Here is a 17,887-nt window from a genome sequence, read left to right as displayed (position 1 = left end):
TATTTACTATAACATTACTAAGCAACCGTCATTAATGCAGTCGCTAAAGCATCTATTTGTTGTTCTTGTAGCCCTGCAACATTAATACGACCATCACCCACCACATAAATAGCAAATTCATCACGTAAACGCATAATTTTCTCAGGCGATAAACCTGTCATAGAAAACATACCTTTATGATCAGCAATAAAACTAAATTGATCGCAACCCTTAGCCGCTAAGGTGTTCACTAAACTCTGACGTAATCCAATAATACGTTGTTGCATCATAACCAATTCTTGTTTCCACACCGCCGTTAACACGCTATCTGTTAATATATCAGCCACTAATGCTGCACCGTGATCAGGTGGCATGGTGTAACTCGCTCGTGCTAGCGTTAAAATCCGACCTTTGGCTTTTTGCGCATTTGGCAACGTATCACCCACCAACAATGCGGCACCAGTACGCTCTCGATATAATCCAAAGTTCTTAGAGCACGAAGTGGCGATCATCATTTCTTCAATGTTATCAGCCATGAACTTCAAGCCCGCGCCATCTTGCTCAAGCCCATCACCAAAACCAATATATGCCATATCAACAAACGGCATAAAGCCATTCTTATTTGCTAATGCGGTGATCGCTTGCCACGCTTCAAAACTAATATCAGCACCCGTCGGGTTATGACAACAACCATGCAGTAATACCACATCATTAACCCCTGCTTGTACTAAAGCTGATAACATTGCATCGGTATTTACTTGTTTCGTATCACGATCAAAATAAGGATAATATTTAACCTTTAATCCTGCCGCTTCCATTACAGGTCGATGGTTAACATAACTTAAATCAGTTAACCACACGGTAGTATTTGCATTAGCAACATGCATCAGATCAGCCAGCATACGTAATGCGCCACTACCACCAGGGGTTTGAACCCCCGCAGCACGGCTATGAGCAGAAGTATCCGCTAATAACAGATCAATCATGCATTGATTAAAAACTTCACTCCCCGCAAGACCAACATAAGATTTTGTCGTCTGAGTTTGAAGTAAGCGGTGTTCTGCTTGAGAAATTGCGGCCATAATCGGTGTTTGACCGTGATTATTGCGGTAAACACCAATACCAAGATCCATCTTATGATCACGCTGATCGGTATTATAAATTAACGATAATGACAATATTGGATCAGGTTGTGCAGGAGAAAGTTGTGAAAACATTAAGCAAATTCCGTTTATAAAAGCATGAATTTAAATTAGCACTTCAACTTCATGGCGTCATTAGAAAAATAGCATCACACACTTTAATTATTATTGAAAGGTAAGGAATTGATTAAGCTAATCCATATAACTTAATCAATGAGTAGCCATGATTACCAAAGCGTTTTATCATTCGGTAAATGCAGTAACGCTTTTAACGATGGTGCCGCTTCAAGTAAAGAATATAAACGTTCACTGTGTTCTTCTAATAACTGACACGCTAATTCAGCATTACGTGCTAACACTGCTTTCATTAGTGCTTCATGCTCTCCATTATCATGGTACTGTTTTTCTGGCGATAAACGGGTATTCAATAAGAAGTGACGATAACGTTCTTGCTGATCATAAATATGTGAAATCATATCTCGAATAAATTCAGATCCTTCGCACGAAATTAACGATAAATGAAATTCTTTATGGCGTAATTCCCATATGTCATAATCAAATAATGCAGATTCTGGATTTAAGCGATTAAGTTTATGAAAAGCAGTGAGGATCTGTAATTCCCAAACTTCATCACCTTTTTTGATCGCATCTTGCAATGCCGCATGCCCTAACGCTAATCGTGTTTTTAAAATTCCGCGTAATTCATCAAGCGATACTTTTGCAACCCAAAAACCTTTTTGTGGCTTCATTGTGACGTATTTTTGCCACGACAATTGCACCATCGCCTCTCTCAATGGTGTACCGCCAACTTGATAGCGTTCTTTTAACTCATGTAGAATAAGCTTCTGCCCTGCCTCAAATTCACCACATAAAATGTCATGCCGAATTTGATACATGACTCTATCACTTATGGTTGTAAAATTATCTTTATTCATATCAATTAGTTAATCTTTATCTCATCACATAAAATACAGCTTAATACCACAAAGGTATATTAATCTACTGTATATAGATATAAATACTGTCGATATTATATTTATGCCCACAATCTTTAAAAATCGTTTCTTTTATGCTTTTTTATGAGTGATATAGCGTTATTTCTGCCAAAGAGAAAATATAATACTCAACATTGATGTCTAACTTAACGCTTATTTATGACTTATCGTGCTTATTCTATTTTTAGTATCTTTATTCTTAATCTTATTCTATTTAATTGGCATAGCCAGCGCGGTATATTTAGCTTAGCAATCATCTTGTGGGCATTAGTCCCTCTATTTGGACTGCATTATATTATTAAACAATATGAATGTTTTCATAAAAATGCTCTCACAATGATTAGATCATATTCTGCATGGATATTATTTTTTGCATGGATAACCTGTATAGGTTTTTCTACAATAATTCCTTATGCTCTGAATATTATTAGTGATTCTAATAGTCATTATATTTCACTCTACATTTTATCGCCTGCTGTTACGCTTTTCATCGCAGCGATTACTGCATTTATCGCAAGTATGATGATGATTATCATCACTTACTTAATACGTTAATATTTATCCTTTTATAAGGAAGACGAAACACTGGACGAATGCTATCGTAACAATGATGTTGTGATCATTGATAAACGACAGATGATCTATGGGTTGTTTTTTAACCTGACCCAGTACGTTAATTTAAGAGATAGATGTCGTGATTTGAGCTTTAATGAGCGTATATCGCTTTCATATTAACGTGCAAAATAGAACAAAATTCTATGTCTTACGATAAATTTCACAACCACGCTGTTGCAACAATTATTTTTAACATGTTGCATTACACGGTAAAAATGTTGGAATAACGCATCATAAAAACACAAGTTAACCCTCAAAAAAATAACATTAATCATCTAATTGGTGGTTTCTTATCCATAATGGTATACCCCTCCTATCTATATGTTTCATTAGGCTTATTTGATTCATTGGCAAGCCTCTTTAAACGTGGTAAAAATACAGTAGACAGATTAACGACTGCTGTACGGTGTTAGTTGCCACTCTTAGTTTTCACGCTTGTGTATCCTAATGGCTTTATCCCTGCTTTAGATACCGCAGAAATTTTCTTAATAATCCTAGCCATACCATTTCGTGTGTTTACCCTTAAAAAACTTCCGTGGTAAACAACATTAAATTGAATATAATATGGCAACAAATAACATGGCGTTATTTGTGGTAGAATTTATTAGTCTACAAATCATAATAAACCAGATACTGACATTGAATAATGCCGTACCTATTAATTAAACGTAAATAAAATGATTATTGGAGAATACATGAATCATTTGAATTTAATTCAAGAGCTTAAAGATCGCGGTCTGATCGCTCAAATTACGGATGAAGAAGCTTTAAGCGAGCGTTTAGCAAAAGGTCCGATTACATTATATTGCGGCTTTGATCCAACGGCAGATAGTTTACACCTAGGTCATCTGGTACCTCTACTTTGCCTTAAGCGCTTCCAAGAAGCGGGCCATAATCCAGTAGCTTTAGTTGGTGGCGCTACTGGTATGATTGGTGATCCAAGCTTCAAAGCGACTGAGCGTTCACTTAACACTTTAGATATTGTTGCTGATTGGGTGACTAAAATCCAACGTCAAGTTTCTCCTTTCTTAGATTTTGACACTGCAACTAACCCTGCTCGTATGGTAAACAACCATGACTGGTTCGGTAGTATGGATGTATTAACATTCTTACGTGATATTGGTAAACACTTCTCTGTTAACCAAATGATCAGCAAAGAGTCTGTTAAGCAACGTATTAACCGTGACGAAGTAGGTATCTCTTTTACTGAGTTCGCTTACAGCTTATTACAGTCTTATGACTTTGCAAGCATGAACAAAGAAATGGGCATGGAACTTCAAATTGGTGGTTCTGACCAATGGGGTAACATCACAGCAGGTATCGACCTAACTCGTCGTATGAACCAACAGCAAGTGTTCGGTATGACTGTACCGCTAATCACAAAATCTGATGGTACTAAGTTTGGTAAAACTGAAGGCGGCGCTGTTTGGTTAGACCCAAGCAAAACGAGCCCATACAAGTTCTACCAATTCTGGATGAACACGGCTGATGCTGACGTATACCGTTTCCTACGTTTCTTTACTTTCCTTTCTGAAGAAGAAATTCAACAGATCGAAGAAGCTGATCGTAATAGCGGCAAAGCACCTCAAGCACAACGTGTTCTTGCAGAAAAAGCAACGGCACTAGTACACGGTCAAGCACAATTAGAAGCAGCACAAAATATTACACGCTGCCTATTTGAAAATGACCTTGAGCATTTATCAGAGTCTGATTTTGCACAACTAGCACAAGATGGCATGCCAACAGCGGCTGCATCTGGTGAAGATGATCTTCAGCAAGTACTTGTTAACGCTGAACTTGCCACATCTCGTAGCCAAGCTAGAACACACATTACATCAAACGCTATCATGATTAATGGCGAAAAAGTAGGTGATGCTTACTACGCATTCCAAGATACTGACAAGCTGTTTGGTCGTTATACACTTATCCGTCGTGGTAAGAAAAACTACAGCCTTATCGTTTGGGGTTAATCCTAAACTGATAACTGTTATCTAGCTTATAGATAGCACTAAAAACCACCGTTACTATAATAACGGTGGTTTTTTATTATCATCTTCCTCTCAAAGTCTCGCACTTCGTCCCTCTTATCTCAAAACCTTGTATCTCTTAACCTTATACCTCAACCTTCGAAAAATAAGACTCACCCTGCATAATTTGATATTTTTATTAATAAATCCTCATTTAATTTGATTTAGCCCCAAGCTCTACTCGCCTGTTTACGTTTACAGTCATAACATCCAATGACTACTTGAAATTAAAATTATGTCTACCATTAATCAACAACGCCTTATTAACCATTTCATTGAACTGATCAAAATCAACAGCGAATCACGCAATGAGAAAGCGATTGCCGAAACACTGGCCGAACAATTAGGTGAATTAGGTTTTAGCGTTCATCGCCTACCCGTACCAGAAGCTATTTCTAATGGTTTTAATATTTATGCACGTTTAGACGGCAATATTAATGACACTATTGCGATTAGTTGTCACATGGATACGGTGAATCCGGGGAATGATATCGAACCTATTATTGAAGATGGTATTATTCGTTCAAAAGGCGATACCATTTTAGGTGGGGATGATAAATCAGGTATTGCTGCCGTTATGGAAGCGGTACGTTGTATTCAAGCAGATAATCGTGATCATAAAACAATTGAGCTTGCTTTTACCGTTCACGAAGAAGGTGGTTTACAAGGTTCAAAACTGTTTGATATGAGCTATATCACCGCAAATAAAGCGATTGTATTAGATTCAGGCGGTGCCATTGGTGCCATCGTAACCACTGCACCCGGTCAGCAAAGCTTGCGAATTACAATCACAGGCAAATCAGCCCACGCAGGTTTAGCACCAGAAGACGGTATTAATGCGTTAACCGTTGCTGCTGACGCTATTACTAATATGCGTTTATCACGTATTGATGAAGAAACGACCGCTAATATCGGTGTGGTTCAAGGTGGGCAAGTCACTAATATCGTGATGCCGTCACTTTATCTTGCAGCAGAAGCCCGTTCTTTAAATGACACCAAGCTTGAACGCCAAACCGCACATATGATTGAGACATTTGAACACGCAGCCGCAAAACATGGTGCGAGTATTAAGATTGAATCAAACCGTTCTTACAATGCTTACCACATTGAAGACAATGATCCCCACGTACAAAGTATCATGGCGGCGTTTAATGTTAATGGCTTAACACCGTTTACCAAATCAACAGGTGGTGGTAGTGATGCCAATGTGTTTAATGGTAAAGGTTTAAAAACAGTCAATTTATCAACAGGTATGAGTAAAGTTCATACAACGGAAGAATTTATTACTGTTGATGACATGACAAAAATCACCGAGTTCATGTACACTTATTTATGCAGCAATAACTAATATTTACTGCAAATATAACAATATCAAACAAAACAACAACAATGTCTTACTTGTTTTTATTAATTTTAACAATAAGCGAGACATTGTATTTATAAATATACTTATTAAGCTAAATAACAAATTAATATTATTAACAATTAACTTTATCATACTGCATAAATAACCCTCTATCAGAATAGATTTAAATAGCATATACTCTGAAAGCCTATTTTATTATTACACTTGTTGAATAATAAAATACTATAGATAAATTTTATAGTTACCATAAAAAATATTTTAGATATAAATTGCAATACCCTAAATAGAAGATTTAACGATGGATATTAAAAAGCTTACACCTAAAGAAAAAGATCTATTTATTAAAGTATTATCTGGGTGTTATCAACGCTTAACAGCCGCACAAATAGAAGCAAATGAACTCACAAAAGAAGGGTTTCAACTACTGTTTAAATCTGTTTATAAAGATATGAATAATACTAATAAATTATAAAAATATCATGAAAAAGTCCATTCAATAATGAGGCGTACAAGCTCATCAAGCCACTACATATATACGCCTCAATAAAAATGCTTATTTACCACGAAAATAGTGTTGAGCAACAAAAGGCATTTTCGTCACCGTCATTGGTAATCTTTTTCCGCGGACTTCTGCAAATAAAACCGTATTAAGCTCGCTATACATTGTAGCAACATAACCCATCGCTACAGGCATCGCTATTGATGGTCCAAAAGTTCCACTGGTTACAACCCCTACTTGATTATTATTACTATCAAATAATAGACAGCCTTCTCGTACAGGTGCTTTAGTTTGTCCAACCAAACCTACTCGCTTACGACTTATCTTTTTAGTTTCTATCTGATCTAAAATAATATCAGCACCAATAAACCCCCCCGTACGATCACCATCAGCACGACGACTTTTACTTATTCCCCATAATAAACTCGCCTCAACGGGTGTGGTAGTATTATCAAGATCATGACCATATAAACAGAGTCCACATTCTAAACGCAGTGAATCACGCGCCCCTAACCCTATCCATTCAACATTTTTATCGTCAAGTAATATGGTTGCTAATGCTACCGCATGTGAATTTGGCACTGAAATTTCAAAACCATCTTCACCCGTATAACCTGAACGACTGACATAACATTCCTGACCTAACAGTTCGATACAAACCGCATCCATAAATACCATGTTACGTACCTGAGGATTTAATTGAGCCAATACATCAACCGCTTTAGGTCCTTGAAGTGCTAACAATGCTCGATCGTGTATGACTTCAAGTTCAACATCTGCCAATAAATGAGCCTGTAAGTGATCAATATCCTCCATTTTACAAGCGGCATTAACCACAACAAACAGATGATCCCCGAAATTTGTCACCATTAAATCATCTTTAATACCCCCCATGTCATTGGTAAAAAAAGCATAACGCTGTTTTCCTTTAGGTAAATCGACAATATCGACAGGTACTAATGTTTCAAGCATTTTAGCTGCATTTTCGCCATGTAACCGCAGTTGTCCCATATGAGAAACATCAAATAATCCCACTGCATTACGACAATGAAGATGCTCTTTTTTAACGCCTAATGCATATTGAACCGGCATTTCATAACCAGCAAATGGCACCATTTTAGCGCCCATATTGACATGCATAGAATACAACGGGGTCTGTAATAAATGTTGAGACATGATGATCTACTCCCAGTAGCAACAAAGGTTATCCAATGATTGTTTTACCCTACCAAAAGCGCTATAGGAACGGAAAAGCCAAAGACTGATATCTTGATCAGATCCGCAATATTGTTAAATAGCTATGACAACAAGCAAACGCTTACGTAGAATTTAACCCAATGTAATAACATTCATGCTTTAAAAATAAATAATCGCAATATTAATTAACATAACGTCTCAACAATATGGCAACTAAGGAGTATATATATGGAAATGACACTAAAATTCACAGCTAGTCATGAGTGGGTACGTGATAACGGTGACGGCACCATTACAATGGGCATTTCAGATCATGCACAGAAATTATTAGGCGATGTCGTTTTTGTTGATCTTCCTGATATTGGGGATGTAACTGATGCGGGCAAAACCTTTTCATTAGTAGAATCGGTTAAAGCGGCGTCTGATATTTACGCACCGGTAAGCGGACAAATTCTTGAGACCAATAGCGCCTTAGATGATAGTCCTGAGTTAATTAATGAAGACCCTTATAATGGCGGTTGGATTGCGACCATTAAATTAGATGATATATCGCAACTCAACGAGTTAATCGACAGTGATACTTACCTTGCTTCCATCGTTGAAGAATAATCCACCGCCAAGGAAAGAAAGATGACTTCGACCACACTGCTCAATGCCCTCAGTGATGATACTAATTTTGCTCAGCGCCATAATGGTCCTAGCGTATCGCAACAACAGCAAATGTTGGCGACAATTGGTGCATCCAGTATAGAACAGCTCATTCAACAAACGCTGCCAGCGGCCATCGCATTACCCCAGCCAATGGCATTACCACCCGCTCAAAGCGAAGCGAATATGCTTGCATCACTCAAGCAAATTTCGGCTAAAAACATTGTTAATAAAAGCTATATTGGACAGGGATATTATAATACCCATACGCCAAATGTAATTTTACGCAATATTCTAGAAAATCCAGGTTGGTACACCGCTTATACTCCTTATCAACCTGAAATTTCACAAGGCCGCTTAGAGTCATTGCTTAATTTTCAGCAATTAGTCATGGATATGACGGGCATGGATCTGGCAAATGCTTCACTACTTGATGAAGCAACGGCGGCCGCAGAAGCGATGACGTTATGTCTTCGTGCTGGTAAAAGTAAAAGCACGCAGTTTTTCATTGCCGCTAATGTTCATCCGCAAACTATTGATGTTGTTAAAACACGTGCGCACTTTATTGGGGTGGAAATCATTATTGGTGAACCTCAACAATTGAATGATCACAATGTGTTTGGTGGTTTATTACAATACCCCGCCACCAATGGTCAAATTGATAATTTAACCGATATTATTACCACCGCGCATAACAACAAAACCTTAGTTACCGTTGCCAGTGATTTACTCGCACTAACACTATTAACGCCACCGAGTGAAATGGGTGCTGATGTGGTGATTGGCAGCGCACAACGTTTTGGTGTTCCAATGGGGTTTGGTGGACCACATGCTGGCTTTATGGCAACCAAAGATCAATATAAACGCACCATGCCAGGCCGCGTGATTGGAGTATCTAAAGATGCCAAAGGTAACCCCGCACTTCGAATGGCAATGCAAACCCGTGAACAACATATTCGTCGTGAAAAAGCGACCTCTAACATTTGTACCGCTCAAGCCTTACTTGCCAACATGGCGGCTTTTTATGCTTTATATCATGGACCTGAAGGCCTTAAAAAAATAGGACGGCGGGTACATCACCTTACCGCGATATTAGCCGCAGGCTTACGTGATAATGGCTTTATCATTGAAAATAGTACCTTTTTTGATACCCTGACTTTACTCACCGCCGAACATACTGACAGCTTATACCAACAAGCATTAGATGCTGGTATTAACCTTCGTAAATATGATCATAAACTCGGCATTAGTATTGATGAAACCACATCAGCCGATGACATTGAAATGTTACTCACGTTATTAACTGGCAAAGCCTTATCAATTGATCATTACAGTAGCCTAATTGCCAATGACGAATTTGCTGCAATTCCAACGCGTTGCCAACGCCAAAGTGATTACCTAACGCACCCTGTTTTTCATCGCTATCATAGTGAAACCAACATGATGCGATACATGAAGCAACTTGAAAATAAAGATTATTCACTGACCCACGGCATGATCCCGCTCGGTAGCTGCACCATGAAACTTAATGCCGCCGCTGAAATGATCCCTGTCACGTGGCCTGAATTTGGTCAATTACACCCTTTTGCGCCTAATTCTCAAACATTGGGTTATCAAGAATTAGCCCAAAAGCTATCAGCCATGTTATGTACCATCACGGGTTACGATGCCGTATCACTGCAACCTAACTCGGGTGCACAGGGTGAATATGCAGGTCTGATTGCCATTCAGCGTTACCATCAAGCCAATGGCGACAGTCACCGTAATGTATGCTTAATTCCAAGTTCAGCACATGGCACTAACCCTGCTTCTGCGGCGATGGTATCAATGCAAGTTGTCGTCGTGGGTTGTGATGAACAAGGCAATATCGATCTTAATGATTTACAAACAAAAATTGATCAGTACCGCGATAATTTATCCTGCATTATGATCACCTACCCTTCAACACATGGTGTTTATGAAGAATGTGTTCAACAAGTCTGCGAACGTGTCCATGCCGCTGGTGGTCAAGTGTATCTTGATGGCGCAAACATGAATGCCCAAGTAGGATTAACCAGCCCGGGTTTTATCGGCTCAGATGTCTCACACCTAAACCTCCATAAAACTTTCTGTATTCCACATGGCGGTGGTGGCCCTGGTGTGGGTCCTATCGGAGTTAAATCACACCTAAGTCCATTCTTACCCGGTCACATTGATAGCCACCAGCCACAGAACAATCAATATGCCGTATCAGCAGCAGCGTTAGGTTCTGCCTCTATTTTACCTATTTCATACGCTTATATTTCAATGATGGGTGAGGCTGGACTAAAACAAGCGACTGAGTTAGCCATTTTAAATGCTAACTATGTGATGGAACGTTTACGTCCACATTACTCAGTGTTATATCGAGGAACACAAGGTCGCGTCGCCCACGAATGTATTATTGATATTCGTCCGATTAAAGCCGCCTCTGGTATTTCAGAAGAAGACATCGCTAAACGCTTGATGGACTACGGCTTTCATGCGCCAACAATGTCATTTCCTGTTGCTGGCACATTAATGATTGAACCAACAGAATCAGAAGATTTAACCGAGTTAGATCGTTTCTGTGACGCGATGATTGCCATTCGTGAAGAGATTAATCAGGTACAAACCGGAGCCTGGTCTTTGGAAGATAACCCATTAGTCAATGCACCCCACAGCCAAGTTGATTTACGAACCGCTGAATGGACACATTGTTATAGCCGAGATATCGCTTGCTTCCCATCAGCACATACAAAAAATGCCAAATACTGGCCAAGTGTCAATCGGGTTGATAATGTTTATGGGGATCGGAATTTAGTGTGTTCTTGCCCTAGTATTGATAGTTATATGGATAAGTAATAATAACTATTAATACCTTTATAAGATTATGATAATGAAGGCGACTCAATATCTTAATTCGTCTTCATTATATTTGAACTGCCGTTTTTGATAAATACATCAAAAATAAAATCCACAATACATATCAAAAATTTTAACATTACCTACAAATATTGACACCAAAAACAAACAAATCACTATACAAGTTACGTTCTTTGATCAAATATAAATCAACATGCATATGATCATAAAAGGACTTATTGATGTATTCATTTCTCAATACTAAACGTTCACTCAATGAACGGCTAGACCTCTTTACTTCTTCCGTTCAAAAAATTCACCCTGAAATTATAGGTATTGCAGTTACACGTATGGACGATCACGATAATCTATATTCAGTCTATCGTAGCCCTGATTATGGCGATAACTTTCCCACTTTTATTGCCTCTATCGCTCAATCACCGCGCTTAAGTAAAATGCGTTCATCGTTAGAACTGAATATTATTGATAACATGTTGTCTCATCAATCGTCGGTAAAAAAAATTCATTTACGATTATTACAAAGCCACTGTATTTCAAGTATGGCATGCCCAATTTATACTAACGATACCTTTATTGGGGTGTTATTTATCAATGCTAAAATAAAAGATTTCTTTAGTGATAAAGTTGATTATTTCACTACTTTTTCGATTCTAATTACCTTACTAATCACTGATGATTTCAATAATAAAAAAGCATTTCATTCTATTGTTAAAACCGTTTTGTTATTAAGTCATCATAAAGATCCTGAAACTCAAAATCATTTAAAAAGAGTTGCTGAGTATAGTCGTTTAATTGGGCTTTACTTGGTTAAAAAAGGCAAATGTAATGGTGATTTTGTTGATTCGGTTTATCATTTTTCTGACATGCACGATGTGGGGAAATCTTTAATTCCAGAAGAAATATTATATTCAACAGAAATATATACTGATGAAGAAAGAGCAGTTATGAATCAACACCCAGAATTAGGGTGTCAACTTCTATCAAATATACTCACCACCTTTAAATACGATAATCATCAAGAGCTCAATATTATTCTTAATATTATTCGGCATCATCATGAGCGTTACGATGGTAATGGTTACCCCGATAAACTAGAAGGCATCGAGATCCCATTAGAAGCGCGTATTGTGACAGTTGCAGATGTTATTGATGCGCTATTAAGCCATCGGCCTTATAAACAACCGTGGTCAATAGAAGATGTTGAACTGTATTTAATCAATGGATCAGGAACACTGTTTGATCCTCTTTGTATTGATGCCATTTTGCATTCTCTCGATAAAGTGACATTGATTCAAAGCCGTTATCCTGATGTTATTGAAGAAGAACTACCCGTATAGCACTTGAAAATAACAATTTTATCCTTATTTAATGCTATACCATCTAATGGTATAGCTGCTTGCTAATACCAGATTAAAGCAGCATCACCAAAATATTAAAAGCCTGTTATCGCTAATTTTTCCTTATTTTCATTAATAATCATAATATTTAGCCGAGAATACGAAATTAAATTTGTGATTTCGAGCTAAAATTAACGAGGTAAAATTGATAAAAATAATAAAAAACAGAATAACGAATACATATTTATAAAAAATAACTCATTAAAACTTTGTATTATTCCTACAGCCAATAAATATTCACCTATACGATATGAAATGTAATATTACTTATGGTAACGACAAGAAGATGAAATTGATAAATAACGCATAATAATTGATATTTTATGCATACATTATCAATTTATAGCGAATTATATTTTGCACAATTCAATCGATCATCCTAAAGCACCTGATGCTGAAAAATCATGGCAAATACCTGACACATTAATCATCATTTTTATCGTTGGCGTATTAGCAACTATCCTCACTTATCTCATTCCAGCAGGCAGTTTTACTCAACATGCAGTAAGCTTTATTGCTGATGGTGTAGAAAAAACACGTGCCGTTATTGATCCGGCTTCTTTTAAATATGCTATTGATGCTAATGGTGAAAAAATATATAACACCGTTGGATTTTTTAGTGCTGGAGGCGGTATTGGCTTAATGAACTTTATGTTCGAAGGCTTAGTTTCTGGTGATAAATGGGGCTCAGCCATTGGCGTGATTATGTTCATGCTCGTCATTGGTGGCGCTTTTGGTGTTGTCATGCGTACTGGTGCCATCGATGCTGGTATTCTGGCGCTGATCCATAAAACAAAAGGCAATGACTTTTTATTCATTCCTGCTTTATTTGTCTTGTTTTCATTGGGCGGTGCTGTTTTTGGTATGGGTGAAGAAGCGATTGCCTTTGCCATCATTATTGCACCCTTGATGCTGCGCCTTGGTTACGATGGCATCACCACGGTAATGGTCACTTATGTCGCCACTCAAGTCGGTTTTGCATCATCATGGATGAACCCTTTCTCTGTCGCTATCGCACAAGGTATTGCTGGAGTGCCCGTACTTTCTGGTATGGAAGTTCGCCTTCCACTATGGGTAGGTTTTACCTTGATGGGTATTATCTTTACCATGCGTTATGCAGCGAAAATCAAACGTAATCCAGAATTATCTTATAGTTTTAAAACTGATCAATTTTTACGTGAAAAAACAGCAGAAGTTCAATCATCACAATGGAATATTGGTTATACCTTAGTCATCGCAACAGTAGCAATCACAACCGGTTGGGTGGTATGGGGCGTTGTGGCACACGCATGGTATATTCCTGAAATTGCATCTCAATTTTTCACTATGGGTTTTATTGCCGGTATTATTGGTGTTATCTTTAAACTTAATAATATGAAATTAAATAATATCGCAACCTCATTTAAAGAAGGTGCTGTTGTCATGCTTGCCCCTGCTCTACTTGTTGGTTGTGCTAAAGGCGTATTAATCATTCTTGGTGATGGCTCAGCCGATGAACCCAGCGTACTCAATAGCATTTTAAACAGTGCGGGTGGCGCAATCAGTGGTATTCCTGATGTAGCAGCAGTATGGATCATGTATCTATTCCAATCTGTGTTTAATTTCTTTGTAACATCAGGATCAGGTCAAGCTGCACTTACAATGCCATTACTCGCCCCCTTAGGTGATATTGCTGGTGTTTCTCGTCAAGTAACCGTACTGGCGTTCCAGTTAGGTGATGGTTTTACCAATATCGTGGTACCAACATCAGCATCATTAATGGGAACATTAGGGGTATGTCGTATTGATTGGGGTGATTGGATCCGTTTTAGCTGGCGCTTTATGTTGCTATTGTTCGTTACTTCAAGTGTGACGGTTGTTTGTGCTCACTTAGCTGGATTTAATTAATCATATGATCAATATCAATATCAATACCAATATAATAACGACCCAACTCACGGGTGACATTATTAATAATATTGCGGTGATTTCAGCATTAAATGTTGACGATCTCGCTATTGGGCAGCATCAGTTTTGGTTCAACGTTGCAACTAATGCATTAAATCAAGATCAACATTTACCCATATGGATATTTAAAGGCCAGCAAGCGGGTAAAAAAGTAATGATCACCGCAGGCATTCATGGGGATGAACTCAATGGTATTTTAACCGCACAACAACTGGCTCGTCAGCTACAACATACTGACATTTGTGGCAGCGTGATAATTGTTCCAGCGATTAATCTATCGGGTATTGTTCATCACCATCGTGATTTTCATGGTGCTGATCAAGATTTGTCTACCGTGAATCTTAATCGCTATTTCCCCGGTAACAATCAAGGTAATGCCGCTGAACGTTACCTTGCTCAATTGTGGCAGCATTTATTATTACCAAATGCCGATATTGCGATAGATCTCCACACTCAAACCACGGGAACCTGTTACCCATTGTATGTGTTTGCTGATTTCCGGATTGAATCAGCACTGGCGATGGCACGATTAATGATACCAGATGCAATCTTAAATGATCCTGGCGATCACGGTGTATTAGAAACTGTTTGGAATCAACATGGCGTTAGCGCGATTACTGTTGAAGTGGGTAGTGGCAAGATTACTCAACCAACGTTAATTAATCGTGCTGTTATGGGGGTTATGCAAATTATTAAAAATCAACACCAGTTAACAGCAGCAACCATACCACCTTGCACAATAGAAGCTAATAATGTGACCTCTATTCAGGCTGATGTTGGCGGAATAACACTCGCAAATGTTGAGATGCTAGCGACTGTAAGCAAGGGCGATATTATCGCAACGCAATATGATCTGTTTGGTAATGAAATTAAACGTTATACCGCTCCTCGTGATGGCATCGTATTAAGCCATAATACGGATGCTTTACGTGACGCAGGGGCGTTAATTGTACGTCTTATTCACGATTAACCATTAAGTTCTACGCCATCACAATACCCATGCTAGATGAATGATTAGCATGGGTTATTATTAATCTAACACTCATTTCCATTAAGTATTTTACCCACCTAACCGCTCTCTCTTTCCACCAAGATCATATAAATAAATACCACTAACCGTTAATTTGTCATAATTATCAAAGATCATTTACCAATAATGGTGCAATGTATGCTTTACTTGAGCAATAATAACCCTTTAAAGCATAATAGAAGGAATCTTATGGTGAAATATCTCAAATCAATCAAATATCTGTTTATCGTGTTACTGCTAACACAACTAACAGGCTGTGGCATCAATACCATCCCGACCCTTGATGAACAAGCTAATGCTGATTGGGCACAAGTGCAAAATAACTATCAGCGTCGTGCAGATTTAATTCCCAATTTAGTTGCAACCGTTAAAGGTTATGCTGCTCACGAAAAAGATACCTTAACCGCAGTGACAGAAGCTCGCGCTAAAGTTTCATCGATGCAAGTCACGCCGGAAACATTAAATAACCCACAAGCCTTTAAGAAATTCGAAGCCGCTCAAGGTCAACTAAGCAGTGCGTTATCTCGATTAATGGTTGTATCAGAACGCTATCCTGATCTAAAAGCTAACCAACAATTTATCGCACTTCAAGCACAGCTAGAAGGTACAGAGAATCGTATCGCTGTTGCACGTCGTGATTACATCAATGCAGTGAAAGCCTTTAATATTGAAATTCGCACTTTCCCTGGTCGTTTATGGCACTGGGCAATGTACAGCGATCTAAAAATCAAACCTAACTTCACAGCAACAACACTTAACGCTGATGTTGCGCCTAAGGTTGAATTCTAAATGAAAAAAGTCCTACTTATCTGTGGGCTTTTGTTGTTTATCAGCCAGAGTGCATTGGCTGCAATCACTTTCCCTGTATTAACAGGGAGAGTGGTCGACGACGCTCATATACTGAATCAAGCTCAAACTCAACAGCTTGAACAAACGCTTGCCGCAGAAGAAAAATCATCGTCCAACCAAGTGGTGGTAGTCACCGTACCTTCAACCAATGGCATTCCAATTGCCGATTATGGCTATCAACTCGGTCGTGCTTGGGGGATTGGACAGAAGCAACATGACAATGGCGTATTGTTAATTATCGCTAAAAATGACAAAAAGATGCGTATCGAAGTCGGTTATGGCTTAGAAGGTGCATTACCTGATGCGATTGCAATTAACATTATTAATAATCACATTAAACCCGCTTTTAAGGCCGGTAAGTTCGCAACGGGAATCGATAATGGTGTAACTGCAATCATTGCTGCTATCCATGGTGAATACAAACCTGTTGCGACAGAAGATAAACCACCCTACGATTTCTATTTGTTTATTTTACTTGTAGTGATCATTCAAATTGTTGCCTTTAGCCGTCGTCGTCGCAACCGTTCAACCTATTATGGCCGCAATGGTGATGTTTTCACCAGTGGTGGCTTTGGCGGTGGTTTCGGAGGAGGTAGTAGTGGCGGCAGCGGTGGTGGTTTTAGTGGTGGCGGCGGTGGCTTTGGCGGCGGCGGTGCATCAGGAGGATGGTAATGAAATTATTTACAAATGAACAACTACAAACAATTAGCCAAACCATCAGTGATATGGAAAAAACCACCGATGCCGAGTTAATTACCATAATGGCAACAAAGGCTGATGACTATTACTTTGTCCCAACCTTATGGGCGGCCATTATTGCGCTATTTGTTCCTGCACTGTTAATCATTACTCCATTATGGTTAGAGCTAACGGATATTCTATTAGTGCAATTAGCTGCTTTTGTTGTTCTTACATTGATCTTTCGTATTCCAGCTATTAAGTATCGTTTATTACCAAAAGTAGTTAAACATCGCCGTGCAAGTCTGGTTGCTCGTGAGCAGTTTTTAACCAATGGTGTTCATCGTACTAAACAGCATTTAGGGGTAATGATCTTTGTTTGCGAAGCTGAGCATTATGTTGAAATTTTAACAGATTATGGCATTAATGATTGTATCAGTGATGAAGCATGGCAAAGCATAGTCCGAGATTTCACCAAAGATGTTAAAGCAGGAAAAACGTTTGAAGGCTTTATTCAGTGTTTACAGCAATCTGGTAAATTATTAACTAACGCCCTACCGTACACGGAAGAAAAAAATGAATTACCGAATTGTTTAGTCGTTATTGATTAACGTGTGAAACAATTAACCACTAAT

General features: G+C 38.4%; 14 protein-coding genes. 11 read left to right on the top strand and 3 right to left on the bottom strand.

Annotated elements, in window-relative coordinates; translation table 11 throughout:
- Window positions 1–17 precede the first annotated feature (17 nt).
- Both CIK00_RS04000 and CIK00_RS03995 read right to left on the bottom strand, forming a co-directional pair.
- A complete protein-coding gene (locus CIK00_RS04000) occupies window positions 18–1,196 on the bottom strand; it encodes an amino acid aminotransferase (protein WP_101767648.1) in 1,179 nt (392 codons plus the stop codon).
- A 152-nt stretch (window positions 1,197–1,348) separates the two neighbouring features.
- Complete coding sequence (locus CIK00_RS03995) at window positions 1,349–2,056, bottom strand: FCD domain-containing protein (RefSeq protein WP_101767647.1); 708 nt, start codon at window positions 2,054–2,056, stop codon at window positions 1,349–1,351.
- 1,370 nt (window positions 2,057–3,426) lie between these two features.
- Here CIK00_RS03995 and tyrS point away from each other — a divergent pair.
- The 3 genes from tyrS (at window position 3,427) to CIK00_RS21260 (ending at window position 6,596) form a co-directional block, all read left to right on the top strand.
- Window positions 3,427–4,701, top strand: a complete 1,275-nt coding sequence (gene tyrS / locus CIK00_RS03985; protein ID WP_101767645.1) for a tyrosine--tRNA ligase — start codon at window positions 3,427–3,429, stop codon at window positions 4,699–4,701.
- 292 nt (window positions 4,702–4,993) lie between these two features.
- A complete protein-coding gene (locus tag CIK00_RS03980; protein ID WP_101767644.1) occupies window positions 4,994–6,106 on the top strand; it encodes a M20/M25/M40 family metallo-hydrolase in 1,113 nt (370 codons plus the stop codon).
- A gap of 316 nt (window positions 6,107–6,422) precedes the next feature.
- Window positions 6,423–6,596, top strand: a complete 174-nt coding sequence (locus CIK00_RS21260) for a hypothetical protein (protein WP_167388511.1) — start codon at window positions 6,423–6,425, stop codon at window positions 6,594–6,596.
- 81 nt (window positions 6,597–6,677) lie between these two features.
- On the opposite strand, the gene gcvT is transcribed toward CIK00_RS21260, so the two are convergent.
- A complete protein-coding gene (gcvT, locus tag CIK00_RS03975) occupies window positions 6,678–7,799 on the bottom strand; it encodes a glycine cleavage system aminomethyltransferase GcvT (RefSeq protein ID WP_101767643.1) in 1,122 nt (373 codons plus the stop codon).
- Between the two features lie 249 nt (window positions 7,800–8,048).
- Here gcvT and gcvH point away from each other — a divergent pair, with 249 nt between their 5' ends.
- The 8 genes from gcvH (at window position 8,049) to CIK00_RS03935 (ending at window position 17,863) form a co-directional block, all read left to right on the top strand.
- Window positions 8,049–8,429, top strand: coding sequence for a glycine cleavage system protein GcvH (gene gcvH / locus CIK00_RS03970; RefSeq protein ID WP_101767642.1), 381 nt, complete (start codon window positions 8,049–8,051; stop codon window positions 8,427–8,429).
- A gap of 21 nt (window positions 8,430–8,450) precedes the next feature.
- Window positions 8,451–11,330, top strand: coding sequence for an aminomethyl-transferring glycine dehydrogenase (gcvP, locus tag CIK00_RS03965; RefSeq protein WP_101767641.1), 2,880 nt, complete (start codon window positions 8,451–8,453; stop codon window positions 11,328–11,330).
- A gap of 242 nt (window positions 11,331–11,572) precedes the next feature.
- Window positions 11,573–12,688: an HD-GYP domain-containing protein gene (locus CIK00_RS03960; protein WP_101767640.1), complete on the top strand. Its 1,116-nt coding sequence runs from the start codon at window positions 11,573–11,575 to the stop codon at window positions 12,686–12,688.
- Between the two features lie 471 nt (window positions 12,689–13,159).
- Window positions 13,160–14,635: a putative basic amino acid antiporter YfcC gene (gene yfcC / locus CIK00_RS03955; RefSeq protein WP_233426535.1), complete on the top strand. Its 1,476-nt coding sequence runs from the start codon at window positions 13,160–13,162 to the stop codon at window positions 14,633–14,635.
- 34 nt (window positions 14,636–14,669) lie between these two features.
- Window positions 14,670–15,665 (top strand): succinylglutamate desuccinylase/aspartoacylase family protein, encoded by a 996-nt coding sequence (locus CIK00_RS03950; protein ID WP_373322866.1) that lies wholly within the window; start codon window positions 14,670–14,672, stop codon window positions 15,663–15,665.
- A 249-nt stretch (window positions 15,666–15,914) separates the two neighbouring features.
- Entirely contained in the window at window positions 15,915–16,514 is a 600-nt protein-coding gene (locus CIK00_RS03945) for a LemA family protein (RefSeq protein WP_101767637.1), read from the top strand.
- Window positions 16,515–17,246, top strand: a complete 732-nt coding sequence (locus CIK00_RS03940) for a TPM domain-containing protein (protein ID WP_101767636.1) — start codon at window positions 16,515–16,517, stop codon at window positions 17,244–17,246.
- A complete protein-coding gene (locus CIK00_RS03935) occupies window positions 17,246–17,863 on the top strand; it encodes a TPM domain-containing protein (protein WP_101767635.1) in 618 nt (205 codons plus the stop codon). Before CIK00_RS03940 ends, CIK00_RS03935 begins: the two co-directional genes overlap by 1 nt.
- The last annotated feature ends 24 nt before the right edge of the window (window positions 17,864–17,887 follow it).

It is taken from the genome of Photobacterium carnosum (assembly GCF_002849605.1).
In the GTDB taxonomy this organism is placed as follows: Bacteria; Pseudomonadota; Gammaproteobacteria; order Enterobacterales; family Vibrionaceae; genus Photobacterium; species Photobacterium carnosum.
This window is presented reverse-complemented; position numbering and strand designations above follow the sequence as displayed.

Coding starts and splice junctions, on each gene's coding strand:
- CIK00_RS04000 (WP_101767648.1), bottom strand. CDS start 1,196: ATGTTTTCACAACTTTCTCCTGCACAACCTGATCCAATATTGTCATTA.
- CIK00_RS03995 (WP_101767647.1), bottom strand. CDS start 2,056: ATGAATAAAGATAATTTTACAACCATAAGTGATAGAGTCATGTATCAA.
- tyrS (WP_101767645.1), top strand. CDS start 3,427: ATGAATCATTTGAATTTAATTCAAGAGCTTAAAGATCGCGGTCTGATC.
- CIK00_RS03980 (WP_101767644.1), top strand. CDS start 4,994: ATGTCTACCATTAATCAACAACGCCTTATTAACCATTTCATTGAACTG.
- CIK00_RS21260 (WP_167388511.1), top strand. CDS start 6,423: ATGGATATTAAAAAGCTTACACCTAAAGAAAAAGATCTATTTATTAAA.
- gcvT (WP_101767643.1), bottom strand. CDS start 7,799: ATGTCTCAACATTTATTACAGACCCCGTTGTATTCTATGCATGTCAAT.
- gcvH (WP_101767642.1), top strand. CDS start 8,049: ATGGAAATGACACTAAAATTCACAGCTAGTCATGAGTGGGTACGTGAT.
- gcvP (WP_101767641.1), top strand. CDS start 8,451: ATGACTTCGACCACACTGCTCAATGCCCTCAGTGATGATACTAATTTT.
- CIK00_RS03960 (WP_101767640.1), top strand. CDS start 11,573: ATGTATTCATTTCTCAATACTAAACGTTCACTCAATGAACGGCTAGAC.
- CIK00_RS03945 (WP_101767637.1), top strand. CDS start 15,915: ATGGTGAAATATCTCAAATCAATCAAATATCTGTTTATCGTGTTACTG.
- CIK00_RS03940 (WP_101767636.1), top strand. CDS start 16,515: ATGAAAAAAGTCCTACTTATCTGTGGGCTTTTGTTGTTTATCAGCCAG.
- CIK00_RS03935 (WP_101767635.1), top strand. CDS start 17,246: ATGAAATTATTTACAAATGAACAACTACAAACAATTAGCCAAACCATC.